General features: G+C 50.5%; 26 protein-coding genes and 1 riboswitch. Of the genes, 1 reads left to right on the top strand and 25 read right to left on the bottom strand.

Annotation, left to right across the window (positions count from 1 at the left end; genetic code table 11):
- Nucleotides 1-102 precede the first annotated feature (102 nt).
- From LCF57_RS21720 to LCF57_RS21670, 11 genes are all read right to left on the bottom strand, one after another.
- Entirely contained in the window at nt 103-978 is an 876-nt protein-coding gene (locus tag LCF57_RS21720; protein ID WP_226002556.1) for a cysteine ABC transporter substrate-binding protein, read from the bottom strand.
- Nucleotides 979-1,058: 80 nt separating this feature from the next.
- Nucleotides 1,059-1,814: an amino acid ABC transporter ATP-binding protein gene (locus LCF57_RS21715; RefSeq protein WP_226002555.1), complete on the bottom strand. Its 756-nt coding sequence runs from the start codon at nt 1,812-1,814 to the stop codon at nt 1,059-1,061.
- Nucleotides 1,815-1,832: 18 nt separating this feature from the next.
- Entirely contained in the window at nt 1,833-2,510 is a 678-nt protein-coding gene (locus LCF57_RS21710; RefSeq protein ID WP_226002554.1) for an amino acid ABC transporter permease, read from the bottom strand.
- Nucleotides 2,491-3,156: an amino acid ABC transporter permease gene (locus LCF57_RS21705; protein WP_226002553.1), complete on the bottom strand. Its 666-nt coding sequence runs from the start codon at nt 3,154-3,156 to the stop codon at nt 2,491-2,493. Before LCF57_RS21705 ends, LCF57_RS21710 begins: the two co-directional genes overlap by 20 nt.
- 219 nt (nt 3,157-3,375) lie before the next feature.
- Nucleotides 3,376-4,824, bottom strand: a complete 1,449-nt coding sequence (locus LCF57_RS21700) for a SulP family inorganic anion transporter (RefSeq protein WP_226002552.1) — start codon at nt 4,822-4,824, stop codon at nt 3,376-3,378.
- A 287-nt stretch (nt 4,825-5,111) separates the two neighbouring features.
- Entirely contained in the window at nt 5,112-5,525 is a 414-nt protein-coding gene (locus tag LCF57_RS21695) for a PIN domain-containing protein (protein WP_226002607.1), read from the bottom strand.
- Entirely contained in the window at nt 5,516-5,755 is a 240-nt protein-coding gene (locus LCF57_RS21690; protein ID WP_226002551.1) for a hypothetical protein, read from the bottom strand. The genes LCF57_RS21695 and LCF57_RS21690 overlap by 10 nt, the downstream gene beginning before the upstream one ends.
- 63 nt (nt 5,756-5,818) lie before the next feature.
- A complete protein-coding gene (locus tag LCF57_RS21685; protein ID WP_226002550.1) occupies nt 5,819-6,391 on the bottom strand; it encodes a hypothetical protein in 573 nt (190 codons plus the stop codon).
- Between the two features lie 24 nt (nt 6,392-6,415).
- Nucleotides 6,416-8,086, bottom strand: a complete 1,671-nt coding sequence (locus LCF57_RS21680) for an ABC1 kinase family protein (RefSeq protein ID WP_226002549.1) — start codon at nt 8,084-8,086, stop codon at nt 6,416-6,418.
- Nucleotides 8,087-8,446, bottom strand: coding sequence for a phasin family protein (locus tag LCF57_RS21675; protein ID WP_025717242.1), 360 nt, complete (start codon nt 8,444-8,446; stop codon nt 8,087-8,089).
- A 103-nt stretch (nt 8,447-8,549) separates the two neighbouring features.
- Complete coding sequence (locus LCF57_RS21670; RefSeq protein WP_226002548.1) at nt 8,550-9,188, bottom strand: ThuA domain-containing protein; 639 nt, start codon at nt 9,186-9,188, stop codon at nt 8,550-8,552.
- Nucleotides 9,189-9,615: 427 nt separating this feature from the next.
- On the opposite strand from LCF57_RS21670, the gene LCF57_RS21665 reads away from it, so the two are divergent.
- Nucleotides 9,616-10,065 (top strand): AbrB/MazE/SpoVT family DNA-binding domain-containing protein, encoded by a 450-nt coding sequence (locus LCF57_RS21665; protein WP_226002547.1) that lies wholly within the window; start codon nt 9,616-9,618, stop codon nt 10,063-10,065.
- Between the two features lie 125 nt (nt 10,066-10,190).
- Here the strand turns inward: LCF57_RS21665 and LCF57_RS21660 are convergent, their stop codons facing one another.
- From LCF57_RS21660 to LCF57_RS21595, 14 genes are all read right to left on the bottom strand, one after another.
- A complete protein-coding gene (locus tag LCF57_RS21660; protein WP_226002546.1) occupies nt 10,191-11,663 on the bottom strand; it encodes a cobyrinate a,c-diamide synthase in 1,473 nt (490 codons plus the stop codon).
- On the bottom strand, nt 11,656-12,744 hold the full coding sequence (locus tag LCF57_RS21655) for a cobalt-precorrin 5A hydrolase (protein ID WP_226002545.1): 1,089 nt from the start codon (nt 12,742-12,744) through the stop codon (nt 11,656-11,658). The genes LCF57_RS21660 and LCF57_RS21655 overlap by 8 nt, the downstream gene beginning before the upstream one ends.
- Nucleotides 12,737-13,531, bottom strand: a complete 795-nt coding sequence (gene cobM / locus LCF57_RS21650) for a precorrin-4 C(11)-methyltransferase (protein ID WP_226002544.1) — start codon at nt 13,529-13,531, stop codon at nt 12,737-12,739. The genes LCF57_RS21655 and cobM overlap by 8 nt, the downstream gene beginning before the upstream one ends.
- Nucleotides 13,528-14,244 carry a precorrin-2 C(20)-methyltransferase gene (gene cobI, locus LCF57_RS21645; RefSeq protein WP_226002543.1) on the bottom strand — a complete coding sequence of 239 codons (717 nt, stop codon included), beginning with the start codon at nt 14,242-14,244 and terminating at the stop codon, nt 13,528-13,530. Before cobI ends, cobM begins: the two co-directional genes overlap by 4 nt.
- A gap of 31 nt (nt 14,245-14,275) precedes the next feature.
- Nucleotides 14,276-15,532, bottom strand: a complete 1,257-nt coding sequence (cbiE, locus tag LCF57_RS21640; RefSeq protein ID WP_226002542.1) for a precorrin-6y C5,15-methyltransferase (decarboxylating) subunit CbiE — start codon at nt 15,530-15,532, stop codon at nt 14,276-14,278.
- On the bottom strand, nt 15,525-16,670 hold the full coding sequence (locus tag LCF57_RS21635; RefSeq protein WP_226002541.1) for a cobalt-precorrin-5B (C(1))-methyltransferase: 1,146 nt from the start codon (nt 16,668-16,670) through the stop codon (nt 15,525-15,527). The genes cbiE and LCF57_RS21635 overlap by 8 nt, the downstream gene beginning before the upstream one ends.
- Nucleotides 16,671-16,744: 74 nt before the next feature.
- Nucleotides 16,745-17,389 carry a precorrin-8X methylmutase gene (locus LCF57_RS21630; protein WP_226002540.1) on the bottom strand — a complete coding sequence of 215 codons (645 nt, stop codon included), beginning with the start codon at nt 17,387-17,389 and terminating at the stop codon, nt 16,745-16,747.
- 393 nt (nt 17,390-17,782) lie between these two features.
- Nucleotides 17,783-18,547, bottom strand: coding sequence for a precorrin-6A reductase (gene cobK / locus LCF57_RS21625; RefSeq protein ID WP_226002539.1), 765 nt, complete (start codon nt 18,545-18,547; stop codon nt 17,783-17,785).
- Nucleotides 18,544-19,629: a sirohydrochlorin chelatase gene (locus tag LCF57_RS21620; protein ID WP_226002538.1), complete on the bottom strand. Its 1,086-nt coding sequence runs from the start codon at nt 19,627-19,629 to the stop codon at nt 18,544-18,546. Before LCF57_RS21620 ends, cobK begins: the two co-directional genes overlap by 4 nt.
- A 93-nt stretch (nt 19,630-19,722) precedes the next feature.
- Complete coding sequence (gene cobJ / locus LCF57_RS21615; protein ID WP_226002537.1) at nt 19,723-21,534, bottom strand: precorrin-3B C(17)-methyltransferase; 1,812 nt, start codon at nt 21,532-21,534, stop codon at nt 19,723-19,725.
- 254 nt (nt 21,535-21,788) lie between these two features.
- Nucleotides 21,789-21,976, bottom strand: a riboswitch (cobalamin riboswitch).
- 56 nt (nt 21,977-22,032) lie between these two features.
- Nucleotides 22,033-22,587, bottom strand: a complete 555-nt coding sequence (locus LCF57_RS21610) for a TIGR00730 family Rossman fold protein (protein ID WP_226002536.1) — start codon at nt 22,585-22,587, stop codon at nt 22,033-22,035.
- Nucleotides 22,588-22,743: 156 nt separating this feature from the next.
- Nucleotides 22,744-23,595: a uroporphyrinogen-III synthase gene (locus tag LCF57_RS21605; protein ID WP_226002535.1), complete on the bottom strand. Its 852-nt coding sequence runs from the start codon at nt 23,593-23,595 to the stop codon at nt 22,744-22,746.
- 101 nt (nt 23,596-23,696) lie between these two features.
- The gene (locus LCF57_RS21600) at nt 23,697-24,869 is read right to left on the bottom strand and encodes a GerAB/ArcD/ProY family transporter (protein WP_226002534.1); all 1,173 of its coding nucleotides are present in this window, start codon (nt 24,867-24,869) and stop codon (nt 23,697-23,699) included.
- 59 nt (nt 24,870-24,928) lie between these two features.
- Complete coding sequence (locus LCF57_RS21595) at nt 24,929-26,005, bottom strand: GerAB/ArcD/ProY family transporter (protein ID WP_226002533.1); 1,077 nt, start codon at nt 26,003-26,005, stop codon at nt 24,929-24,931.
- Nucleotides 26,006-26,014 lie beyond the last annotated feature (9 nt).

Here is a 26,014-nt window from a genome sequence, read left to right as displayed (position 1 = left end):
AGGATGCAAGACCTTATGCCCCCTTTTCCCCATAATAATAAAGAAGCGCTAGGTTACTATCCCAACGCTTCCTTTATGGTAAAGCAACAACTTATACAATAATCAATTCACTTTGCCGCCCTCTACGACCAATTGATCTGTAAAGCCTTCTCCGTAAACAGAGGTCAGTGTGTCCTTATAGGCTTGATGCACGAAGTTTTCCTTGCCCAGCGTAGCCAGCTCGTTGTTGATCCAGTCCAACAGCTCCTTATTTCCCTTCGCTACTGCGGGGGCAATCGTATCTTGTCCACCAAAGGATGGAATGGTTACCGTGAAGCCGGGGTTAGCCTTTGCCCAAGCGATCAGCTCTGTATTATCGTTGGCAATGGCAGCGCCGCGTTTGTCTTTGAGGGCAGAGAAGATTTCTGTGTATTGATCGAATTTGAGCAGCTTGATGTCAGGATAATTTTTCGTAAAATAGGTTTCAGCTGTCGTTCCCTTGGCGACAATCAGCTTTTGATCCGAATTCTTCAACTGGTCAATCGTGGTGATTGGAGCGCTGTCGGGTGACACAATGCCAAAGGATAATTTCATATACGGGTTAGCAAAATCGACCTTTTCTTTACGCTCATCTGTCACAGTAAAGTTAGCCATGATGATATCTACTTTGTTGGATTCCAAATAGGCGACCCGGCTGGCAGCATCCACCAGTACAAATTCTACCTTGGACTCGTCACCCAAGAGATCTTTGGCAAAGCGCTTCGCAATATACACGTCAAAGCCTTGATTTTTCCCTGCCGAATCCACGTAGCCAAAGGGCGGCTTATCCGCGAATACACCGATTCGAATCTTGCCATTTTTTTTAATATCCTCAATCGAAGCAAATTTAGCCGAACCTGAACTACCGTTGGTATTGCCACCTCCTGCACATCCCGCCAAGCCGACGAGCAGCAAGCTCAAAGCCAGTAATAACGTCGTGAATTTCATTCCTTTTCTCATCTGATTCATCCCCCTGTTTTATTGGCATTTTGCATCATCCGTAATCCGGGTTCCTCGCTCATGGGATTTATGCAGAATGCTCATGTGGTTTCGTACTGAAATATATCCAGAAAGTGCTGAGCACGCTCTGTTTCCGGTTGGGTAAAAAATTGCTGTGGCGTAGTCATTTCACATATCTGTCCTTGATCCATAAAAATGATACGATCTCCTACCGACTTGGCAAACCCCATTTCATGCGTCACGATAATCATAGTCATACCCTGTTGTGCCAGCTCTCGCATGACATCCAGCACCTCTCTGACCATTTCCGGGTCCAAGGATGCAGTGACCTCGTCAAAGAGCATAATTTCAGGGTTCATACACAAGGCACGCACAATCGCAATCCGTTGCTTTTGCCCGCCTGATAATTGTCTCGGATACGCATCTTTGCGATCCAGCAGACCCACGCGCTCCAATAGCTGCTCTGCTTGCTTGAGTACTTCCTGTTTGTTTCTCCGCTGCACTTTTAGCGGGCCGAGCAATATATTTTCCAAGACCGTCATATGCGGAAACAGCTCATAGTTCTGGAACACCATTCCGATATGCTGTCGCACCTCACGCCAATTCACTTTGTTATCGGTCAGATCCTGTCCTCTATAACGGATATCCCCGCCCTGGACTGGCTCCAGACCATTGAGACATCGGAGGAGCGTACTTTTTCCACATCCCGAAGGACCGAGGACAACCACGACTTCCCCTTTCGTTACGTCCAGGTTAATCTGCTGCAACACTTGCCGGTCCCCAAAGCTTTTTTGCAGCCCTCGGATTTCCAGTAAAACCTCCACAGCCTCTCCCATGACACCCACCCCATCCTGCTAATTTTGCCATCTGCGTTCAAATCTTTTGGAAAGTCTGGATAACGGATAGCATACGAGAAAATACAATATGAAAATAAAGCCGTACACCCAAAAGGATGCCGAAGGCGCTTTGATTACACCCAGCTCAATAATCTGCTGCCCTACCTTGACCACTTCCACTACACCGATCAAAACCACTAATGACGTTGTTTTGATCATCCGTGTTGCCAGATTAATAGAACCCGGCAGCATTCGGCGTACCGCCTGGGGAATGAGCACATGACGGTATAATTGTCCATACGTCAGTCCCAGTGCCTGCCCGGATTCCACCTGATGCTTGGGCAGTGATTCCAGCGCACCACGAACAATGTCACCAATCTCTGCCGCTCCCCACAGGCTGAATACGATAATTGCTGTCAATTCCCCGCTGATATTCACGTCCAGCAAAGGAGTAAATCCAAAATACACGACATATAACCACACCAAAATCGGAATAATGCGAAATGTCTCCAAATAGAATCTCAGCACAAACCGAATCGGCCTTGATTTTAAGGTGCGCAGCAACCCCATCAAGATGCCTAATAGAGTACCGATAATAATTGAAATAAACGCAATCTCCAGCGTAACAAGCAATCCCCCTAATAGACGCTCAAAATTCGAACCTTCAAAAAGCACATTAATCCCCGAACTCAGCATATCGCACCTTCCTTTCCACCCACGTCAGCAGCATCGACAAAGGTAAAAGCAGAACGAGATATGCCAGTACCAGCAGAATGAGTGATTCTGCCGTTTTGTAGTACATGCCGATCAGGTCTTTTGCCACATTCATCAGGTCTAATAAAGCAATAGCGCCGACAATGGAGGTCTCCTTGAGCAGAAAAATCGCATTCGCCCCCAAGGACGGAACGCTGATGGCAAAAGCCTGTGGCAAAATAACATATCTCGCCAGTTGTATCTTGGACAATCCGAGACTCAGCCCGGATTCCGTCTGGGTCTTGCTGACCGCTTCAATTCCACCACGGAACGCCTCGGCCATATAACCCCCGCCCAAAAAGGTCATGCCCACAATGGCACACGTCATTTCGCTCATATGCAGACCTATTTTCGTAAATCCGTAATACAGGAAATATAACTGTACAAGCAGAGGTGTGTTTCGGGAAAGCTCAATATAGGCTACGATGATGCCGCTGACTCCCCTCACCTTGTAATACAACACGATACTACACAGCAAGCCGACGACTAGTGAAAACAGAATGGCCCAAAAAGCGATCTTCAACGTCAGCCACATGGCTTCACCATATAACGGCAAGCTCTCTACGATAAACTCCCAGTCTAAGTTCATATGTACATACCTTTCAATTTTCAATTATTCCTATGTATTTGCTCTGCTTAATAACAATGATTGTATCCCTGCCTAATTATTCCGTCAATACTTTGATGAAAATTTGTCATATTTATCTATAATTCAGGAAGAAAACAGTTGTTTTATTTCAGAAATAAATAAAAAAAGCCTAAAATGGATCAATTCCATTTCAGGCTTTAATTAATGCTATACGATTCATCACACGAGTGGCTCCGTAACCAAGGGACCGCCGAGTTTCTCTACAATTAAGCGGCTTTCCTCATTGAGCCCCCGCAGCGTGATGGATTTACCGGAGTTCCTGTATTTTTGCAGTACCTTGCCAATGGCAGTCACCGCAGAATGATCCCAAACATGTGAATGACTAAAGTCCACCACGACACGCTTCGGATCATCCGCAGGTTCAAAATGATCGACAAAATGAGTTGTTGAAGCGAAAAACATCGGACCCGCAACATGGTACACCTTCTCCTCGTTATCCTCTGTTGCACTGATGCGGATTTTAGCCATTTTCCAGCCAAAATGCAATGCACTCAGCAGGACGCCCGCGATCACGCCCTTTGACAAATCATGCGTAGCCACCACGATGATAACCGTCATAACCATAATAAACGTGTCTGCCTTGGGTACCTTGGCGATATTTCGGAGTGCATTCCAGTCCACGGTCCCGATACACACCATGAACATGACGCCCACCAATGCGCCCATCGGCACTTCCTTCACAACCCCGCCAAGCACTAACAGCAAAAAGGCCAAAAATGCCCCTGCCGTAAAAGTGGACAAACGTCCTCTGCCGCCTGAGCTGACATTAATGACCGATTGCCCGATCATGGCACAACCGCCCATACCACCGAAAAAGCCAGTTACAAAGTTGGCAATCCCTTGCCCACGGGCTTCCCGGTTTTTATTGCTTTTCGTTTCGGTCATTTCATCCAGAATGCTAGCCGTCAGCAGCGACTCCAGCAATCCGACCAGTGCCATCGTAAAGGAGTACGGCAGCAAAATCCATAACGTGTGCCACGACCACTCAATTTGAGGCAAATGGAATGAAGGCAACGAGCTGGTCAGCGTACCGATATCCCCTACGGTTTTCACATTTAATCCAAATACATACGTAGTGATCGTCATGATAATAATGGCAGTCAATGGAGCGGGGATGCTTTTCGTGAACTTTGGTAAAATATACACAATGAGCAGCGTACCCGCTACCATTGCGTACATGATCCAGTTGGCTCCATGAAAATGGGTAAGCTGAGCCATAAAGACGAGGATCGCCAGCGCATTCACAAACCCGGTCATAACCGGCTGCGAAATAAAGCTTATAAAGCGACCTATTTTCAAAACACCCAGCAACACTTGAATGATCCCTGCCAAAATGGTAGCTGCAAACAGATATTCCACGCCATAATCCTTCACTAAGCCAACGACCAGTACCGCTACCGCCCCGGTTGCTGCCGAGATCATCGCCGGGCGTCCGCCTGCAAAGGAGATGACAATGCCCATCGAGATGGAGGCGTACAGTCCAACCATGGGATTGACACCCGCAATGATCGAGAAGGCAATGGCCTCCGGAATCAGCGCCAGCGCCACGGTCATGCCCGCAAGTATATCGGCTCGAATATTACCGAACCATTGTTGTCTAAGATTCATACTGTCTTGTTCCAGCCTCCTATATTTACGGAGAACAGCGTATTGACCCGCAACCCGATACTATTCAGGCATCCGTCCAGCGGCCAATCGCAAAGGCTCTCCTATCATTCAGCTCGTCTCTCTCAAACGAACCCGTCCGTTACATTCAGTCCATCATTATAACGTAAGGGATTCGCAGAAACGAATTGGAAAAAGGCTGTTTATAGAAAAAAATCACTCGTTTTCTTAAAATATCGCTCGTTTACTTCATATGGTTCGTTTTCTTATATTTAAAATTTTTGCAATTTCTAAGACTCCGACCTGTTAAAGTTTATCACCTTAACCTTATACTCGGATTCCGCAAACTGCAAATCTTGATCCGCCGTAACCAGCACCAATCTGTTTATAATAGCTGTCGCAAGAATCAAAGCATCCGGGGTCTTAAGCTTTCTTGCAAACTTATCCTTTTGTTCTCTTCTGATACGCCCGGCTTTAACTGCAATCTCTGAATCAACTGCAATAAAATCCCCGCTAAGAAAAGGTATCAATTCTAAGTCAGTATCTGTGGACAACCCAGCTATAAACTCGGACTGAGTTATGACAGAAAAGAAAATATTTTCTTTATCTTTCTCGGCTTGTCGTATTACTCTATCCAAGGATGAGTCAAGTCTATGAAGGGCAATAGCTGCATTCGTGTCAAATAAATACCCATCTAATCCCAGTCCTCCCTGGATTGCTTAACACTCTCTTCGATCTCAAGTAATTGCTCCTTGCTTAGACTGCCTCGGGAATTTAAGACGGCTTGCAACCCTTTCGGTAACGGGGACTCTAAATCAATAACCTCAGTCTCCCCTTGTTTATTTTCTATAGTAACTTTTGATGGTTCAAACCCAATATCACGAAGGAGATTTAAGAGACGTATACGATGTATATCAGTTAATTTTTTTGCCACTAGAAACACTCCTTAGTAAAGATTAGATTCCGGTCGCAGCTCGGGGGACTCGTTTTCTTATATTTAAAATTTTTGCAATTTCTGCACCAGCTCGGATAAGGCTTCTGCTATCTCCGAATCGGAATTATGCTGATACATGCTTTCAAAATCAGGGAGAGCTTGCTTCAATAGCTGGTAGCTGTAATCGTAATAGCTCCAAAAAGCCACTGAATCATAGCCGCGCGCTTCCTCTTCCTCCCACTCCAGTTCATCTTCTTCGGGATCACCGTTTTCAGACCATAGATATTTTTCGTCCAATAGCATGGTCAGAGATGCCACAGACTGCTGCGAATCGGCTTGCTCTTGTACCATCTCTATTGCCCCAACGACCGCATGATACAATTCCAATTCACTCAGCGTAATACGATCCGGTCTTCTCGTCCGTATATCACGCAATAAGAAAAGCAACACCCACGGCGTAACCTGCCATAATGTGCCCTGATGCTCAATCAGATTGGCGATTCTTTTATACTCTCCGTCTGATATCATTTGTGGCAACTCCGTCCCCCTGCCAAAAGGCGTGGTCAGGCGGTGCCACGGCACATCTGTTATTTGGAGATTATGGATTGGGGCTGTATTGATCTTATGAGTATCCATGGCTCATCCTTTCCTGGCAAGTACCTAAAATCTCCCTGATTTAAAAATAGAATATAGTAAAAAGGCAACCATTAAGAGAGCCACGACAAAACCAATTTCAATCGCAGGCACGTTCCATAGCATCGTCGCCTGATGGTTCAGTGATGAACCGATTATCAATCCAACCATAATAATGCTGAACGCTAACAGTACAATGCTGAAGGAGAGGCGATTGCTAATCTGATCCAGCCTGCGCAGTAGCATTTCCAGTTCTGGTACGGTGACCTCTAGCTTGAGCTTGCCCTTACTGATAATGGAGGCCAAGTGTCTCGCCTGTCCTGGCAGCTCCATGAGCGTCTCCACTAGCTCGGTCGCACCGCCCAACAGCTTGCCCCGAATGCGGCGACCACTGAAGCGTTCCTTCAGCAGTTTGTTACCGAAAGGCTCCGCTAATGCAATCATGCTGAGATCGGGGTCAAGCAGCTCAACAACTCCCTCCAATGTCAGCAACGCCTTGCCGAGCAGCAGGACATCCGACGGCAGACCGATTCGATGGCGCTGTGCTGCGCCAAACAGGTCGTTCAGAGCATCGCCAATGCTGACCTGAGAGAAAGGAACGTCCGCATAATCTTCGCGTATCTTGTCCAGATCGGCACGCAGCGCATTCAAATCGGTATTCGGTTCAACCAGACCCAGCCGTTCGATGGCCCGCACCATGGCATCGGTGTTTTTGCGCATCAGTGCAATAATGAGGGAGGCGAGATGATCCCTCATCTCTTCACTGAGTCGCCCGGTCATGCCAAAATCGAGGTAAGCGAGACTGCCATTTTTCAGGACGAGCAAATTCCCGGGATGAGGATCGGCATGAAAAAAGCCCTCTATAAAAATCTGATGCAGCATGCTGTTTACCAACTGCTGCGCCAGTTCTTTCAGGTTATATCCACGGCGTAACAACTCCTCGCGACTACCCAAATGAGTTCCATCCAGAAACTCCATGGTCAGTATGCGGGAAGAAGTATGATCCCAATATATTTTTGGAATATAGATATGTGGGTCCTGCTCAAATTGGAGCGCAATCTTCTCTGTATTACGGGCCTCATGGTTGTAGTCCAGCTCCTGAATGAGCGATTTCCCCAGTTCCTCCACCATTTGGCGAAGCTGATAACGCTCCACCCATTCCCAACGCTTGGCTGCCATATTGGTCAGTTCCCGCAAAATGTCCAAATCCCGTCGAATGATGCGGTTAACGCCAGGACGCTGGATTTTAATAGCGACCATTTCACCGCTGTGCAGCTTGCCCAGATGCACCTGCCCAATCGAAGCAGCAGCCAGCGGAACATCGTCAAAACGAGCCAATATGTCCTCCAATGACGTGTCCAGCTCCTGCTCCAAAATGCCCCGCGCCATTTCAGGCGAAAAGGGCGGCACCTGATCCTGAAGCTTGACCAGCTCACGGATAATAGGGTCCGGCAGCAGGTCAGCACGCGTGCTTGCCAACTGTCCAAGCTTGATAAATGCAGGCCCCAGGTCCTCCAGTACCAGTCGTATCCGTTCACCCAGCGTTTTGGACTCGGGAGCTTCTCTCGTCAGCCATTTGCGTGGCAGTGACAGCAGTTGGAACAGGCCCATTTCCTCCACCATATAGCCAAAGCCATGACGCGCCAGCGCCATGGCAATTTCCCGGTAACGACCGGCATGCTTCATACGAACTGCCATTTAATCCAGCCGATTCGCTTCTTCGGCATCGCTCGAACCCGTAAGCGCAGCCTTTTCTTTTTCCAGTTCTGCTACCTGTTTTTCCAATAATGCCACGCGTTGCTCCAAACTCGCGACATCATTTTCGGTAGGTACTTCCAGCTCCTGCAAAATGCGGTTAACCTGCTCGCGGATCAGCGTTTTGAATTGGCCCTGTTCCTCTGCTCCCCGTTCGATCAGACGATCGATCAGCGCTTTGGATTCTGAGGGTGCAAGTTCTCCCCGGTTTACAAGATCCTCGACGGCTTTCTCCACCTTTTCTTTGCTGACAATAGTGAGGCCCCATCCCAATGAGATGGCTTTTTTGAACAAGTCGCTCATGATATATCCTCCCCTACCTGTGATTACCTATAGTATAACCTGAAAAGGGAAGCCGCATAAAGTTTGCAGCTCCCCTTCTCTTAAAGAATGGTACTCGTTATGTTTAACCTGGAAAACGTCCGGCCCACTTGGCAGCCTGAAGCAGCAGCTTGCGGTATCCCTCGTGCTGGAAGCTTGGCTGATTATGTCCAGGCATTAAGTAGACGACCCGACCCAAGCCATAGGATAATGACCATGCCGCCGGCCACCACTGGCCTTCATACTCGTATTCCATCAATAGTGTTTTTTCAGTGAATGGATCAAAATCAAAACGATATGGCTCCTCCTGGATCTCGAACGGTTCAATTCCTTCCATGATCGGATGATCCGGCTCAGTTACTTTGAAGGAAAGTGGCCCCGCAGCCGGATGCCGCAAGAAACGTGCTCCCATCAGCTGTGCAATTTCATACCGTCCTTGCAATGTAATTCCATTATGCAATACAAGCAATCCGCCTCCGCCGCTAACGTAGGACAGCAGTCCTGCCGTTTGTTGAGGGGACAAAACCTCCTTGCGACTATCGCAGTACGAAATACATAGATCGAATGAGGCCAGATTTTCCTTGAGCAGCATTTTACGATTTTCGCTGCATTGTACCGTCATCCAGTCCTGTAAAATATGGCTAATCTCTTCGTCCACCCCTTGCAACGGGTGAAACTCCGGGTATGAATAATCTCCCAATAGCAATGCTTTTCTTCTGTCCATGCTAATCCTCCTTGCCTGACTTGTATATAAGGACTTTAAAGGCGTGCCCCGTGTCATTTATTTTTGTTTGTGTGGACAAATCGCTCTACAAATTTCGGTTGGCTCTCATCCATTTCACATAACAACGCCATCATTGCCCGAAGCTACAGCATATATAAATAATTCTACATACCGCCTATGAAATCCTTTAGCAGAGGATTATAACATATACATTCGCTCGGAATAAACTTATTTAAAAATTATAAATATGAACGCTGGCGATTCGGTCCGTTTATGGTATACTCGTAAGAAAAAAAGTGTGCCCACACATTCTTTTAAAAAAGAAGGGACGCTTTTTGTAAAATGTATGCTTGCGGTTATAGAATTGTTAAGCCTTGCTTCAAACTTATACATTCTATAAATCTTAAAAACCGGGGAGGTTGCATGAATGAAAAGGACTGGAATGACCCGGCCCTTGGACAGCTTGGGACGAATTGTGCTTCCTAAAGAGTTGCGCATGACGATGGAGATTGACATCGGCGATCCATTAGAGTTTTTTATTGAAGACCAGACACTCATGCTCCGTAAGTACAAATCAACCAATTGCATCTTTTGTGGTGCGGTTGATACCAACACCTACTTTAAAGATCAGTTTATTTGCGATGAATGTGCAACCTCGATGAAAACGGAAGATTTGCCTCCAGTCACGACGGCTGAAACCAATTCGCCTCCACTTAAGCAAAATATGCATATGAAAAAAATTTATCAGCGTACAGACGTTATTTTGGAGAAAATGAGAGAACTGATGGAGGAGCATCCCGCATCTTCACAAAAACAACTCGCCTCCATGCTTGGTGTGAGTCAAGGAAGGATTTCCCAACTGAAAAAGCTCATGTAAACAAGTCATCAAAAAAGTAATGAATGCGCTTCCGTCAAATGCAAGGTACATCATATCCACGTAATAAAAGCCGGGTTCCCAAAGGGACCCGGCTTTTATTGTTCACATGAAGCGGCTCGTTCAACTTACTGACTGTAAGCTCTGCATTTCTCCACCCAGCGTGCTGCAGCTTTGGGAAGAGAAGCGAGATGTATATGGGTGTAGGCTGCCAAAAGGTTCCCTTGCGCGTAGCCCTCGCTCTGGAGTCCACGCATCCCCTTGGTCTGATAGGCATAGGGGTAGGGAGTAGTCGATTCATCATAGGCCATCACTGAATAATGAAATTCATGGCCCCGAATCGTCTCTCCAGCCTCCAGCAACAGGCAATCCTGCAATGCAGTTGCTTCCCGATATCCCAGTGCAGCCCGCTTCTCCTGCATCCGGACATCGGACGGGATGACTCCAGCCATACGATGAACACTCCCGGCACGATCCCTAAGTGTGCGCGCCAGCACCATATAACCGCCACATTCAGCAAATATAGGCATATCCCGGCGTACTGCATGGCGGATATCTTCCAAAAAGCCTGTATTGGCAGCGATAGCTGCGGCAAACTCCTCAGGAAAGCCGCCGCCCAGATATAGGCCCTTTGCCTGCTGAGGAACGCGCTCTCCCGCCAGTGGACTAAAATAGACAATTTCTGCTCCCGACTGGCGCAGCAAGTCCAGATTTTCCGGGTAGTAGAAATTGAACGCCGCATCTTTGGCGACAGCAATGACGGGGCGCTCCCCGGTCGCGGCCTGCGATCCTTCTGATGGAAGCCCTTCCGGTGGAAGCCGATTCGGGGCAAATAATGGCTGCGCGGGCAGAGACAACGGCGGAGCCGAATCCGCCAATGCCCGCAACGCTTCCAGATCCGTGCCCGCGCGGATCAGCTCTGCCGCCCGTTGGAACAGCGGCTCCAGCTCGCCGCGTTCCACAGCAGGCACCAGACCCAGATGACGCTCGGGTATGTCCAACCCGTCATCGCGCTTCAACCAGCCGAGCACGGGGATACCGCACTCCTGCTCAATCGCCTTCTTGACGATGCTGTAATGTCCTTGGCTTCCACAGCGATTCACGATCACGCCCGCAATGTGCAGCTTCGGCTCCAGTCGCTGGAAGCCGAGCACAATGGCAGCCGCGCTGCGTGCCATGCTGCGCACGTCGACGACCAGCAATACGGGGCTGTCCGTCAGCATGGCAATTTCGGCAGTCGACCCGGTATTGCTAAGCGGGTCCTTACCGTCATACAGCCCCATGACGCCTTCAATCACGGAAAGATCCGCACCTTCGGAAGCGCGGATAAAGGTTTCACGCACCGTATCCGGTGAGGTCATCCAGGAATCAAGATTACGGGAAGGCGTTCCGGTCGCAGCCGTATGATAGGTCGGATCAATATAATCCGGCCCGCACTTAAAGCCCTGCACTCGCAGGCCGCTATCGGCGAACGCCTTCATCAGCCCGAGAGTGACAGTCGTTTTCCCGGCACCGCTGCCCGTGCCGGCAACAACAATACGGCTTCTGCGCACAGCAGCAGACGGATCAGGCTGTACATTCTGCTTCATAACGTCAGTCATAGGAAACCCGTGCTACAGACAGCGTCATATTGCCGCTTTTTTTCTTCTCCAGCAGCCAATACTTTGCACCGGAAGACAACAGGGCTGCAGGCTCGCTGACCCCGTATGCACCGGTGTATTTGAAGACGGTGTCCGATGGATTGGGAAGCTGTATGGTGTTCAGCTCTGACGGGGTGTACGCCACCAGCTCCCAGCCGTATTTGGCGCAGAGGGCAAGCAAGCCCTCTTCATCCTTTTTCAGATCAATGGTAGCTAAATTCCGCACGCTTTTTACGGACAAGCGCAGCTCTTGCAGGGTGTCCAGCACGCCAGCCTCCAGCTCCTCCACAGTCGTGCCCCGGTTGCAGCCAATACCAAGCACCAAGCTTTTGGGGCGGTACAGCACACCGTTGGCAAGAAATTGCTCCTCTTCCTCCGGCTCCAGCAAACGGTCACTAATGACCAACGCGGCGTTAAAGGGCTCTCGTGATGCTTCTGCCATCGAAGCGTATACCTTGATATGCGCAGGTACAGGCTTGTCATAACGCCACCAGTTCTGTTCACCTGTCTCTTGTATGAGCGCGACAGGCTCCTCGTTCACAACAGCCGCACTTACTGGAGTGGCCTTGTCGAAGCTATCGACCACCCAGCCCAATTCCCGACCAAACATGTCGACCGGAATTGTGCCCTGCACATCCGATGCCGTTGTAATCACTGCACGTGCGCCCAGCACAGCGGCGATATGGCGGGTCAACTCATTGGCACCGCCCAAGTGGCCGGACAATACGCTAATGACATGCTCCCCGCGATCATCAATGACGACTACGGCCGGGTCTACCTTTTTATCCACCAAAATCGGCGCAATCATGCGCACCACTGCACCGAGGGAAATAAATAAAATAATTCCGTTATATTGCTTAAATAAATCCGGCAAAATCAGCTTGACCGAGCCTTCGAACAATTGAATGCCGCGCTCCTGCTCGTCACCCCGTTCAAACTTGGACATGTAATATACATCCGTACCGGGAAAGCTGGTTCCCAGATTACGTACCATTTCCACTCCATGCTTCGTGATCGCCACCGCGGCAAATGGATTACTCACCGGGCTTCACTCCCTTCCGGTAGCCGTGGGTGAACGACTTATCATACAGCTTGGAACGATGCACGTCTTTATCCACCAGCCCCGGATCGAGCGCCCAGCCTGCCAAAATCATGGCATGCATCGTAATACCCGCAGCACGCAAATCAGTCGGCAATTGGGCGAGCGTCGTGCGTACAATCTTTTGATCCGGCCAGGTTGCACGCTGCACTACCGCTACCGGTGTATCCTCGCTCCAGCCTGCAGCCAGAAACTCAACGACCACCTTTTTCGCCAGCGTTGCGCTGAGGAACAGGGCCACTGTACAGTGGTGGGATGCCAGGTCACGCAGCTTTTCCCGATCCGGTACAGGTGTGCGGCCTTCGGCACGCGTCAGAATAACCGTCTGCGTCAGGTCAGGCACGGTTAGCTCTGCGCCCAACACAGCCGCAGAAGCAAAGACCGAGCTGACACCCGGTATGATTTCGTAGGCTACTCCACGCTGCTTCAGCAGCACCATTTGCTCCAAAATCGCACCATACACTGCCGGATCACCCGTATGTACACGGGCTACACTGCGTCCAGCCTGCACGGCCTCGCTCATAATCTCGACCTGTCGCTCCAGATCCATACCCGAGCTTTGCAGTACCTGCGCCTCCGGCTTGGCTGTGGCAATCAGCTCGTCGTTCACGAGTGAATCCGTGTACAATACAACATCGGCTGTGCGCAGAATCCGGGAGCCTTTGACAGTAATCAGCTCCGGATCGCCGGGACCCGCTCCTACGATATATACTTTTGGCTCCAACGTCATTTACTCACCACCATCAAACTCAAATATTCAAGCTCCTGCCCGCGCAGCTCACGCGCGTTGCGCCATACCATTTCATATGGGGAAGTGACCTTGGTGATCACAGACGCACGGTCCCCAAGCTTCAGCTCATCCAGCACATCCAGAATCAAATCCAGTACCTTGGCAACCTTGATAAATACAACTGTGTCGTGATTTTCAATTGCCCGCTTCATCGCTTCCCTATCCTCCGTAGCCGGAATAATACCGACCTGTTGATCTCCGTCTGCCAAGGGCAATTCCAGCGCTGCCGCCGCGCCCAGTACGGAGGAAATCCCCGGAATAGATACAATCGGCACCTCAGGATGGAGATCCTTCATCAGTCGCGCCAAATGAATAAAGGTACTGTACAGATTGGGGTCTCCTTCTGTGACAAAGGCCACATCCTTGCCTTCACGCAGCGCCTCCCAGCAAGCAACCACCGTTTTGTTCCACTCCCGCTCCAGGACTACCGGGTCCTTGGTCATTGGAAAAATCAGCCCCAGCATCTCTTTTTCCTCCGGATTTACGTACAGCTCCACGATCTCATGGGCATACGATTTGCCTCCCCGGCGTTTCTTTGGATAAGCCACCACTGCACATTCCTGAATCATGCGGTACGCCTTGACTGTAATCAGCTCGGGATCACCCGGCCCAACACCTACGCCGTAAAGTGTTCCTGTTGCCGCCGTATTCATGCTGTCTCTCTCCCCCTCTTGATTTACCAACTTACTCCCCTGCTGCCTCGTCAACCGCATCCACCGAAGGTCGCCCTGTAATGACATAGATCGGATTCAACCCGTCAAAACGCGTCATATTCAAAATCGGCTTGCTACGCGCCGTCTGCAGCAGCGTTACCGAAGTCTCCAGCCCCGCTTCCTGCATCGCCTTCATCCCATCATGCAGCGTCTCGATGGTGGCGGCATTCACTACAATTCGTCCATCCGCACGCAGACGGGAAGCGCACAGCCGAATCAGCTCGGACAGCTCTCCTCCGCTCCCGCCGATAAACACCGCATCCGGGTCTGGCAGCTCGTCCAGTCCGGCAGGCGCTTTGGCATGGATAACCGGAAAATCGGTGCGGAATTTGATTTTATTCGCTTCCACATTCGCCAAATCGCCTTCGTTCTTCTCAATAGCAAATACTTGCCCGTACTTGGCCAGCCTTGCACACTCCACAGCTACAGAGCCGGAGCCTGCACCGATGTCCCACACGATACTTCGCTCGGTCAGACGCAGCTCGGACAAACTGAATACGCGTACTTCACGCTTCGTGATCAGTCCTTTTTCCGGCTTGCGCTGGTGAAATTCTGCATCCTCGAAGCCGAATCCCCGACGAATTGCAGGTACGTCTTCACCCTTACGGCGGCGCAAAATAACCACGTTCAGTGGTTGGAACACTCCCTGTGCCATTTCCTCCAGCGTATAATGCCGATACGTCTCGTCCGGTCCGCCCAAATGCTCACCGACAAAGGCATCATATTCTGTCATGCCAAAATGCAGCAGATAAAGGGCAACTGCGGCGGGATGATTGCGGTCATCTGTCAATAAAGCGACCTTATTCTGTCCGTCGATCCGCTGCGCCAGTCCGGTTATCGGACGACCGTGTACGCTTTCCAGCACCGCATCCTGCCAGCTTTCACCCAGACGAGCAAAAGCAAGCTGAACCGAGCTAAGATGCGGTAAAATCTCCAGATGCTCAGCCCCCAGCTTGGCAGATAAATACCCTGCGATGCCAAAAAAAAGCGGATCACCTGACGCGAGCACGACAATATCCTTGTCCTCGCGCAAACGTCCCAATTCTTCCACCACGGCGGATAAACCGCTCTTTAATGTTCGTTTTTCCCCTGCGGCTGCCTTGAAAAAGGCCAACTGGCGCTCTCCGCCAACCAGCAAGTCCGCACGCTCAATTCGCTCCAGCGTCTCCTGCGACAAACCCGCCGCTCCATTTTCACCGATGCCAATGACACGGATCACTCTACTCACCGACTCTCGCCCTCCCCAGCACGTTTCCTTTCAGCGTTACCAGTACCATTTCTACGACAATTCCACCGCCTGCATGCTCCAGACAATGCTGACATCCATAGGTGCATAGCTTTTCAAAAAAGCTCAGCTCATGGGCCTCGGTCATCATATCGGCCACCTGGGTCGCGGTGTTCGCTTCTGCTACCGCTGCTGCAAGCGACTCGTCCACACCTGCTTCGCGAGCGACCTTAGCCAAAAAGCCAAAGTCCACCGGGGCACTCTTGGAGTGAACCATCATGACGCCTTGGGCAACCTTGGATAGCTTGCCGGGCATACCGACGAGAATGATCTTCTTCATTCCCAGTCGTTTGCCATGCTTGATCGCAAAGCCGACAAAGTCGCCCATCTGAATAAAGGCTTCTTCCGTCAGCTGATCATACATTTGCATTGCATATTTTTCACTGCTGCCGCCTGTGGTCAGGACAATCTCTTGGCAATTCATCGCTTGCGCAACCGATATGGCCTGCACGACGCTGGCTTTATAAGCCGACGTGGAAAACGGAACGACCACCCCACGTGTACCCAGTATGGAAATACCGCCAAGAATGCCAAGCCGCCCGTTCAACGTTTTCTTGGCGATTTCTTCGCCGTCCGGCACGCTGATGACGACACGGACACCTTTGGCTGATCCGTGCTCCTCAAGCACGCCTGTGACAGCCTCCGTAATCATCCTGCGCGGGACAGGATTGATCGCTGCTTCCCCGACAGGTACAGGCAAACCGGGCTTCGTTACCCGCCCTACGCCGATACCGCCGTCCAGCTCAATGCCCGGCTCCTCACGCCAGCTAACGGACGCGATTATTCTCGCCTGATGCGTGGCATCCGGGTCATCGCCACCGTCCTTGATCGTCGTGCAGGAAGCTTCGTCCGCGTTCAGCACAGGCTCGATCAGCTCGAATGCATGATCGAAACCCGCTGGCAGCGATATCACCGCTTCCTTTGGTGGAATGCCTGTGATGAGCAGTTGCACCGCTCCTTTGGCAACCGCAGCCGCACAGGCTCCGGTCGTAAAGCCTGACCGCATCGGCTTGTCCGGCGCGGGGGCTTCACCGCTTTTCATCCGTTTGGGCCTGTCGGCGGACGCCGCTTCCTTTTCCATACCCATTCCTCCTTAACCTCACATGCTGATCATGCTCCAATTCATTTCATGATACAGCAAACGGACAACCGCATCTAGCGGACAGCCATTAAGGAAATCGCATTCAATGCCGCCACGACGATGGTACTGCCGCCCTTGCGCCCAATATTCGTAATGAACGGAATATCCAGCTTGCGCAGCTCGTCCTTGGATTCTGCCGCCGATACGAAACCGACAGGCATTCCAATCACCAGTCCGGGCTTGGCCGCTCCTTCTTTTACCAGACGAATCAGCTCCAGCAGCGCTGTCGGCGCATTGCCAATCGCATAAATACCGCCTTCGCCTGCCTGAATCGCTTTGCGCATCGAAATGATGGCGCGTGTCGTATTCAGCCTTTTCGCTTCCTCCATCACGTCCGGGTCCGAAATGTACACATGCACATCTCCGCCAAACTGACGGATACGATCCTTGCTAAGACCCGCCTGAATCATTTGCACATCGGCAACGACCTGCTGACCTGCACGAATGGCTGCGATTCCGGCTTCAATCGCTTTTGGATGAAACACCATGCTGCGCCCCAGCTCAAAATCAGCGGACGCGTGAATGACGCGCTGTACGACAGGATATTGCTCAGCTGTAAAAGGATGCTCTCCCAGTTCCTCTGTGATCATCTCGAAGCTTTTGCCCTCAATCTCCTGCGGCTGTACCGTTAACGGTTTAAAATCGGTTTTAAAATCCATCGTCTCGACCGCTCCCTTATATTAGTTTAGAAAAATACCAGTTCATGCTACGGAATAATACATATCACTATAAAACTATATAAACAGAACTTAAAAGTTTCATATTGTGCCACTGCGCAGTCGGATAGTGCTTCCCATCGCCACCGCCCCCGGATTTCTGGAATAAAGCCTATGATAAGGGTAGAAATCCGGGGACAAAAGCGACCGCTGCGCTTGTACAGCACCATTCCGCCTGCTCCATTTTGATGTGCATTTTTCAATTTCAACTTATATAATTATTTTAAGATAGCTATATTTTAAATACACGCCAGAAATCGTTCTGGATTCATCGGATTGACCGGGATCGACCATCTCTCCATAGGATCATAGAGTCATGGCTTAGAGCTCAGGCTTCTATTCGGCTGTACGCAGGGCATCAATCACTCCGTCAAAATGATCAAATACCGTACCAAATTCCACTTCTGGTCTGGAAATTAAAATGACATGAATGCCCAGTTCCAGTGCAGATTGAACCTTTTCATCTACTGCCCCTGTGCGACCACTTTCTTTGGTCACCATCACCGTTGTACCAAAGTGCTTGTACAATGCCTCGTTCATCTCACGGGAAAAAGGTCCCTGCATGGCGATAATATTTTTTTGCTCCATCCCCAACTCGCTGCATTTCTCCATATTGTCCAGACGCGGCAGCATGCGTGCAACCAGACGAATATCCGGGTATCCGAGCAAATGATTGGTGAACGTGCCGAGCGTCTTGCTGCCTGTGGTAAGCATAACAGAGCCTTTCAGTTGCTTCGCTTCCAGTGCGGCCTCCTCATAGGACGATACAATGTGAAGCAGCGGATGATTGTCATACACCAGCCCCGCCCGCTCGTAGCGAATATAAGGCACTCCAGATTCGCGAGCGGCTGCCATGGCGTTCGCATGTGCTTCTTCAGCAAAAGGATGACTGGCATCTACGATGGCCTGTACTCCCAGCTCCCGGACCCCTGCTGCCATTTCATCGGCTGCCATTCGACCTGTCCGTACATCCAGACCCGCTTCGGACAGGCTTGCTGCGGCACTTTCCGTTACGACAGAGGTCAATACCTTGAAGCCATTATCACGGATTTGCAGTGCCAATTCCCGCGCATCGCTCGTTCCACATAGCATGAATATCATGAACTCTTCACCTGCCCGCTGCCAGCAATCCCGCTGCTATCCACGACAGATGGTGTGTGTGCATGATCGTGGTGGTGTTCATGATCATGTTCATGATGACCGTGCGTATGTGCATGAGCATGCTCGTGTCCGTGGTCATGCGAGTGTCCCTCATGGTGATGATCGTGTCCATGGTTATGTTCATGATGATCATGTCCGTGGTCGTGGTCATGATCGTGGTCATGATCGTGGTGATGATGGTGATGCTCCTGCGCCTCCAAGCGGAACTGGCAGTTATCGCAATTCGCTGCGACCTTGCCGAATAAGCCTTCATTAGCACGCTCCAGCACCAGCTCGACCAGTTGCGGATGGAAACCAAAATATCCCCCGATTTCAACCTGCAGCTCGGGGTGAGCCTCGGCAAATTCCTCGGTCATTTCTCCGATACGTTTAATCAACACCCCTGTGAATAGAAAATACGGAAGTACGATAATTTTTTTGGCTCCCAATCGTACACAACGCTCCAAGCCAGCTGAGAAGGAAGGCTCTGTCACACCGATAAAGCTGCTCTCTACCCACGTGTAGGGAAGCTTCTCCCACAGCATGCGACTCATTTTGAAAAAATCGCTGTTGGCATCTGGATCGCTGCTTCCGCGTCCCAGTACAAGCACCGCTGTTTCCGCGTCCGTCGCCTCGGCGGATGCTTCTACAGCGTTATTCATTCCCGCTGGAACTGCAACCGGACGTGCCTCTTTCAAGCGGCTTTGCAAAATGCTAACGATTTTCTCGTGAACGCCAATCGGACGTCCGTATACAAATTCCACCTGCGGATGCTTGGCCTTCGCTCGATCAATCGCCATCGGAATATCAATTTTGGCGTGTCCTGCGGCAAACAAGATAATCGGCACAAGAACAACACGTGTCGCCCCTCTCTCCACACACGCCTGCACCCCATCAGCAATGCTTGGGCGTGTCAACTCCAGAAAGCAGGTTTCTACACACGTACCCGGTACCCGATCTGCCACTGCCTGTGCAAACTCCAGCAGCTCCCGGTTCCCCTCCGGGTCCCGACTTCCATGTCCAACCAACAATATTGCATTCACTGTCTGTTTTTTCCTCCTCATGATAGGGATAGCCTACATGACGCCCTATTTTATATATATGCTTGTGTCCGGCTCATTTAGGCCTCTGGCCCACTAATCACCGCAAACCGCATTCACTTCTACGGTTGTCGGTGCATCCTCATGCCGGAAGCTGGCAACAACGCCTACACGTTTGAAAAATTTATGAAAACGCTCGTTCGGGTGCCCTTTTTCCTTATACTCAGCGATGATATGCTCGACGATGTCTGTAATCTGCTCCCCCGGAATCCCTTCCGCTACAGGTTGAGCGGCATGAGCATTACGGCCGAATTTTTTGCCGCCGAGGAAGAGATCGTATCCGCCCTTACGGTAGACGATTCCGATATCCTCCAGCACTGCTCCATAGCAGGCCATACCGCAGCCGTTCAAAGCAATGCTGGTTTCTTTGGGTGCCTGCAATCCGCCAAGCACAACCTGTAGATGCTCAGCCACAGGCACAGCATCATCCTTCTCCATATTGCAGAAGTCGCACGCCTTCACCTTAAACACATCGCCAATGGGCATGACAATCAATCGCTCATCCCGCAGCCGTCCGACCAGTTCCTCAGGGTCTGCGCACGGTACGCGCAGCACGATCTGATGATCGGGCGTATACTCCAGCTCGCCATCATCACCCACTATCTCCGCGAGCAGGGCCATCTGACGAGCGGTGAACTTTTTGTTTCCCACGCCAGGGGAAACGCCCACCTCGAACAGCGCCGGCTTGCCAAAGCCTCCCGTCGCTGTCCCGGCCGTAGCCCCCGCTCCGGCCACGGCTGCCGTTCCGGCGGCGCTCACAGCGGGTGCCTGCCCGCTCCAGCGTGCGCTGGCTTCGCCTGGCAGCTTCCCACCTGCAGCGAGGCGGCTCAAGGCCTCTGCTGCCAGCGATGCCGGGGCCACCCCGGCTTGCGCCGCAGACGGCGCGGCCTGCACGGCAGCTACCGCTTGCGGGCGTGCCTGCGTGGCAACCGCAGTCGCAGCAACGCTCGCGGAAGGTCCGGACACGGCTGGGGCTACGCTTGCCTGCGACGCATCCAGCGCGCGATCCTCCTGCGCGCCCAGCGACCACGGCTCCGCTTCCGTGCGGAGCCGCTGATGCGGCTTGAGCGCCTGCTCGGTCGCATCCAGCGTATACTTGCGCTGATATCCACGTGGCGTTACAATCAAACCGTCATATACCATCGTCGAGGAATTGCCGATGATTACGGTCGTCAGCATTCCAATGTCATGGTTCAGCATATCCTCCAGCGTCGTCACGATCACCTGCTGACGTTCACGGTAAGCACTCTTAACCAGGCCAACCGGAGTCTGTGGATCACGATAGCGCAGCAGAATGGACTGAGTTTCTACAATTTGGCGTGTACGTCGACCACTGCGCGGATTGTATAATGCGATTACAAAATCCGCCGAAGCTGCGGCTTCCACACGCTTTACAATCGTTTCCCACGGGGTCAGATGATCGCTCAAACTGATCGTGCAGGCATCATGCATAACTGGCGCACCCAGCAATGAAGCGCAGGATTGAATTGCCGAGATTCCCGGCACAACTTCTACCTCAACCCCGTCCTCACGGCGCCAGCCCTTCTGCATCAGCACTTCATACACCAGCCCGGCCATACCATATACGCCTGCGTCTCCACTGGAAATAACAGCTACCTTTTTGCCCATCTCTGCCTGTCGAACGGCCTCCTGTGCGCGGCTCACTTCCTCTGTCATCCCTGTGCGTACAATCTCTTGTCCGTTCAACAACGGCCGGATCAGATCCACGTATGTGTTATAGCCGATAATGACCTCGCTCTCGGCCAGCGCATCCAATGCCCGTTTTGTGATATGTTCCATATCTCCCGGTCCAAATCCAATTACCAGCAATTTTCCTAATGGACTCATCGTGTTCCTCCTCCTATATCTCAAAAAAACCCCATCCTACCCGGATGGGGTTCCTATGTACGCATCTTCTCACCAGACAAGCAGGCGTAAGCAGACATTTCTTGTCTCCTCCATCCTGTCGTTGTTTTCCATCCGTCTGTTTACGCTTCAAACGCTTCTGAACATTCATGTCCACGTAAAGCTGCAACCAGCATGGAAATAGCAACGTGTGCCTGATTCCTGATTTCGTACACCCATCCTCTCCGCGAAGGCTAATGGTGCATACAGATCAAGGTAGGTCTCCTGGCTTGGCATCCATGGATTTTTCCGTCTTCCCCGTTTTTCACGAGTGACAACTTGAAAAAATCCTCTTCCTTACAGTGGCGGGACCGCTCGGGATTTACACCCGATTCCCTGTTACCCTTTGCTCCATCGCAAAGGCACCTTGTCTGTCCGCTATTCGATTATGGGTCTTATCATAACCTTGCCTTAATCAGTTGTGCAAGCACGAAAAACGCTTTATTTCAAGTTCTCCGCCTTATTTTTTAGCATACGCAGCAATTCATCCGGGTCCGCAGAGATGCTCAGCAGCGATGGATGCTCAGCCCCGGCGAAACCCTCCTGCGCACTATGGTGCACCATTTCCACCAACGGATTAAAATATCCGCTCACATTCAGCAATCCAATGGGCTTGCGATGAATGCCGATTTGCGCCCAGCACAGTACCTCGAACAGTTCCTCGAAGGTACCCAGGCCACCCGGGAGGGCAATGAACGCATCGGCCATTTCGCTCATCGCTGCCTTGCGTTCATGCATATTTGCAACCTCAATAAATTCGGTAACGCCCCGATGAACAATTTCCGCATCAAATAACAGCGTCGGCATGATTCCGGTGACCTGACCACCGCCCGCCAGCATTCCGTTTGCCACCTCGCCCATCAGCCCCCTGCTGGAGCCTCCATAGATCAGGCGAACATGATGTCGGGCCAAAGCCTCTCCCAGCTTGCCTGCCGCCTCAAGGTATACCGATGAATGTCCAGGTCTGGACCCGGCAAATACACAAATAGAATTCATAAACGCTCAGCTCCTGTCCTAGTAGCATGCATCGAAAACTTATTCATTATATTAGATAAATATTTTCGCTATAACAAAAAATGCTAACGATGCATTTCAACAAAAAAAGATAAAGGCCTCGTAGACCCTTATCTTTATTGTACTCTTGATCACATGTCAGTGCTCATTCACAACTTCCAGACCGAAGCCATGCGCTGAACCGCGATGCTCAAAATATTTTCCCAGCTCCACCATCATCGCGCCCATACGCTCTTCTACCGGGAACACGATCCGTTCAATTCCTTCCTCCAAAATAGACTGCGCAGTCACCTTGCCTACTGACACCGCAATTACATCTTGGCGAAAAGCCTCTAGCAAATCCTCCATACGGTTCTGTTCTCTAGCATATTGGCACAAAAAGCGGATCTGCGGACCACTCGTAAACGTAACTGCATCAACGTTGCGATTCACGATATCTGCTAGCAACGCTTGTAAATTCGCTTCCTCGGGTGGAATATGCTTATAAGGAAGCACCTGTCGGGTAACTGCCCCCTGCTCATCCAGCCACTTCACCAGCCGCGGGGCCGGATCACCGTGCGGCTGCAACAGCACTTCCTTCCCCTTCAGATCATACGGAGCAAAAGCTCGCGTCAACCCGTCCAAACTTCCATCCTCATCCCGTACATCTGGCGTGAAGCCGCGCTTTTTGAGTTCATTGACCGTCTTGTAGCCTCGCGCTGCAATGTTCGATGAATGTAGCAGCTCCATAATCTGCTCTGCCACACCCATATCCTCAGCCATATCGAACAGCGCGTTCAAGCCCATACCTGTCGTAAAAATGTTCCAATCCGGTGGCTGCTTCACCCACGATACAACCGCGTTGCGCAGCTCAATATCATCCAGAAAAACCGTGCCCTGGGCCGGACGCTGCACTGGCTCGCCCCCCATTTTCGTAACCAGCAATGCCATTTCGTCTGCTTTACGGGGACCGGCAAGGGCAACTCTCTTGCCTGCCATGCGTTGTGCCATCCTGTTCCCTCCTTTGTAGAAGTCGTATTTCTTTCTACCAAGTATACAATTAGAGGGCTGAAAGACAAATAAGAATTACTTTTCCCATGAATATAGTAAACTTATAAGTTAGCTTCTCCTGTGCTGCTTGCCTGCTGGCTTTCTTGCTGGCTCGCGCTATCTGGCTGACTTGTACTATCCTGCTTCTCTCCAGATGGCTTATGATCACCGTTATCTTCTTTTGGTTTGGGCCGGAGTAGCAGCCATAGCACTAAAGGCATGAAAACGAAGAAAATAACCATCACCATGGTCCACTCCCGACTGAAATCATAAATTTGGACGACGTTAGAGAACAGCATAAAAGAGCAGACGTAACCCAACAAGCCTACAGGCCAAACCATCAGACTTCCCCATGTATGGGCAAACATGCGTTTGGTCGTCAAACCAATAACGTACAGATCAACCCCAACTTTGGTAAGAAAGGTCGGTACGGTCAGTCCAGCCACAAACAAGTCAAACCGATCCAGAAAGTCCGTTAGCTGCAACTGGCGCGCCAGTTCATACGATGGATAAAACAGCCGTGACAAGATAGGAACACCAATAACCAGCTCTGACTGCAACACTAGCACGATCAGAAATGCGCTCCCGATCAAATGTCCAAGCCACGCACTGCGTCCATTGTAGCTGCGCCCAGCAATGATAAAGGGCAGCATCATAAGGTCTGCCATATAACCAAGCATGCGCCAGCTGCCTTTGATCACTCCACCTATATCCGGGTGTAAAAACGGTCTTATCGCTGAAAAATCCATATTACGCCCGAAAAAAAGCGGCATCGTCAGTAGCGTCAGAATCAACAACGGTACAAAAATCTCCGCTAAATTCACAATGGTGCTTATACCGCCCTTAGCCATGAACGTTAAGGTCAGTAGTAAAATAAGGGATATGACGACAATCGGAGTCAGCGGCAAAAGGACAATCTCCACCAGATCAGTAATAATTCTCAGATCTCGTGCAAAAATGATCAGGAATAAAATAAGATAGACCACAAGCAGCATACGCCCTAGCACGGGGTGAGAGCTGACTATGGCCTGTAGTAGATCCTGATCTGGAAAACGCCGCTTAAGCTTCAACATCGCCCAGATCGGCAAGCATATTACGATGGCAGCAATCGCACAGGTCCAATAGGCATGCTGGTGCGCGTAATCTGCTGCCTGACCCGGAGCATGCACCAGGGTAATACCGACCTCTAACAATACACCAAGCAATACAATTTGTCTGGTTGTGAACTGCCTCATGCAGGTACATCCTCCTTTTGCGCATTCATTACATGCGTTACAATGCAGCCAACCTCATTCTAGTTTCCCTGTTCTTCTCCCTTATTCTTGGGTCGTAGCAACAGACACAGCACTAAGGGAAGAACTACAAGGAACATCATCATCACGACCGTCCACTCCCGGCTAAAATCGTAAGTCTGAATGATATTTGAAAAAACAATGAAGGAGCAGATGTATCCCAGCAAACCTACAGGCCAAACCATCAAGGCACCACTGACATGAGGGAATAATCGTTTAATTATCATGCTGAGCACATACAAATCCATTCCCAATTTAATAAGCAAGGCAGGTATCGTGAATCCGCCTACAAATATATCAAACCGATCCAGAAAATCCGTTACATACAGCTGACGTGCCAGCTCATAGGAGGGATAGAACAATCGCATCAGAATCGGAACACCTATGACAAGTTGCATAAGCAGGACAATCATGATCATGAAGCATGTCCCTATTAAATGACCCCACCATGCACCAGAAGGGCGATAGCTTTTCCCTTGAAGTACAAAAGGGATCATTAGAATGTCCGCCATATAAGAAAACATATACCAGCCTCCCTTCATGATTCCACTCATGTTCGGGTACAAAAATGGCCTGAACTCTGAAAAGTCCATATTGACGCCAAAGAAAAACGGCATCGTTAGCAGTGTTAAAATGGATATCGGTATAAACATTTCACTCAGGTTCACGATGGTGTTAATACCGCCCTTAGCCATAAAAACAGTGGTTAACAGCACGATCATTGAAATCATAAAAAAAGGGGTTTGCTGTAGTAAGACCGCCTTGACCAAGTCGGTAATAATCCACAGATCCCGGCTAAACACGATTAAAAATAGAACGAAGTAGATCATCAGCAGGATCCGCCCTATGAACGGGTTAGAGCTGACCATAACCTGAAACAGATCTTGATCAGGAAACCGCTGCCCCAGCTTCAAAAATACCCAAATAGGCAGGCATAACACGATGGCTGCAACCACGCAGGTCCAATAGGCATGCTGTGCTGCGAACGCTGCCGCCTGTGAAGGAGCATGTAACAAAGTTACATGGGTCTCCAGCAACACACTAAGCAGCACGATTTGTCTGGTTGTGAACTGTTTCATACAGGAGAT

Source organism: Paenibacillus sp. BJ-4 (assembly GCF_020404765.1).
In the GTDB taxonomy this organism is placed as follows: domain Bacteria; phylum Bacillota; class Bacilli; order Paenibacillales; family Paenibacillaceae; genus Paenibacillus.
The sequence above is the reverse complement of the archived record's forward strand: the minus strand, read 5'-3'. Positions and strand labels throughout refer to the sequence as shown.

Excerpts from the sequence above, each read along its gene's own strand:
- LCF57_RS21600 (WP_226002534.1), bottom strand. The coding sequence starts at position 24,869 with ATGAGGCAGTTCACAACCAGACAAATTGTATTGCTTGGTGTATTGTTA.
- LCF57_RS21665 (WP_226002547.1), top strand. The coding sequence starts at position 9,616 with ATGAAAAGGACTGGAATGACCCGGCCCTTGGACAGCTTGGGACGAATT.
- cobI (WP_226002543.1), bottom strand. The coding sequence starts at position 14,244 with ATGAATACGGCGGCAACAGGAACACTTTACGGCGTAGGTGTTGGGCCG.
- LCF57_RS21675 (WP_025717242.1), bottom strand. The coding sequence starts at position 8,446 with ATGAGCGACTTGTTCAAAAAAGCCATCTCATTGGGATGGGGCCTCACT.
- LCF57_RS21605 (WP_226002535.1), bottom strand. The coding sequence starts at position 23,595 with ATGGCACAACGCATGGCAGGCAAGAGAGTTGCCCTTGCCGGTCCCCGT.
- LCF57_RS21660 (WP_226002546.1), bottom strand. The coding sequence starts at position 11,663 with ATGACTGACGTTATGAAGCAGAATGTACAGCCTGATCCGTCTGCTGCT.
- LCF57_RS21680 (WP_226002549.1), bottom strand. The coding sequence starts at position 8,086 with ATGGCAGTTCGTATGAAGCATGCCGGTCGTTACCGGGAAATTGCCATG.
- cobM (WP_226002544.1), bottom strand. The coding sequence starts at position 13,531 with ATGACGTTGGAGCCAAAAGTATATATCGTAGGAGCGGGTCCCGGCGAT.
- LCF57_RS21630 (WP_226002540.1), bottom strand. The coding sequence starts at position 17,389 with ATGGATTTTAAAACCGATTTTAAACCGTTAACGGTACAGCCGCAGGAG.
- LCF57_RS21700 (WP_226002552.1), bottom strand. The coding sequence starts at position 4,824 with ATGAATCTTAGACAACAATGGTTCGGTAATATTCGAGCCGATATACTT.
- LCF57_RS21715 (WP_226002555.1), bottom strand. The coding sequence starts at position 1,814 with ATGGGAGAGGCTGTGGAGGTTTTACTGGAAATCCGAGGGCTGCAAAAA.
- LCF57_RS21720 (WP_226002556.1), bottom strand. The coding sequence starts at position 978 with ATGAGAAAAGGAATGAAATTCACGACGTTATTACTGGCTTTGAGCTTG.
- cobJ (WP_226002537.1), bottom strand. The coding sequence starts at position 21,534 with ATGAGTCCATTAGGAAAATTGCTGGTAATTGGATTTGGACCGGGAGAT.
- cobK (WP_226002539.1), bottom strand. The coding sequence starts at position 18,547 with ATGATATTCATGCTATGTGGAACGAGCGATGCGCGGGAATTGGCACTG.
- LCF57_RS21635 (WP_226002541.1), bottom strand. The coding sequence starts at position 16,670 with ATGGAAAAGGAAGCGGCGTCCGCCGACAGGCCCAAACGGATGAAAAGC.
- LCF57_RS21670 (WP_226002548.1), bottom strand. The coding sequence starts at position 9,188 with ATGGACAGAAGAAAAGCATTGCTATTGGGAGATTATTCATACCCGGAG.
- LCF57_RS21710 (WP_226002554.1), bottom strand. The coding sequence starts at position 2,510 with ATGCTGAGTTCGGGGATTAATGTGCTTTTTGAAGGTTCGAATTTTGAG.
- LCF57_RS21610 (WP_226002536.1), bottom strand. The coding sequence starts at position 22,587 with ATGAATTCTATTTGTGTATTTGCCGGGTCCAGACCTGGACATTCATCG.
- LCF57_RS21705 (WP_226002553.1), bottom strand. The coding sequence starts at position 3,156 with ATGAACTTAGACTGGGAGTTTATCGTAGAGAGCTTGCCGTTATATGGT.
- LCF57_RS21595 (WP_226002533.1), bottom strand. The coding sequence starts at position 26,005 with ATGAAACAGTTCACAACCAGACAAATCGTGCTGCTTAGTGTGTTGCTG.
- LCF57_RS21685 (WP_226002550.1), bottom strand. The coding sequence starts at position 6,391 with ATGGATACTCATAAGATCAATACAGCCCCAATCCATAATCTCCAAATA.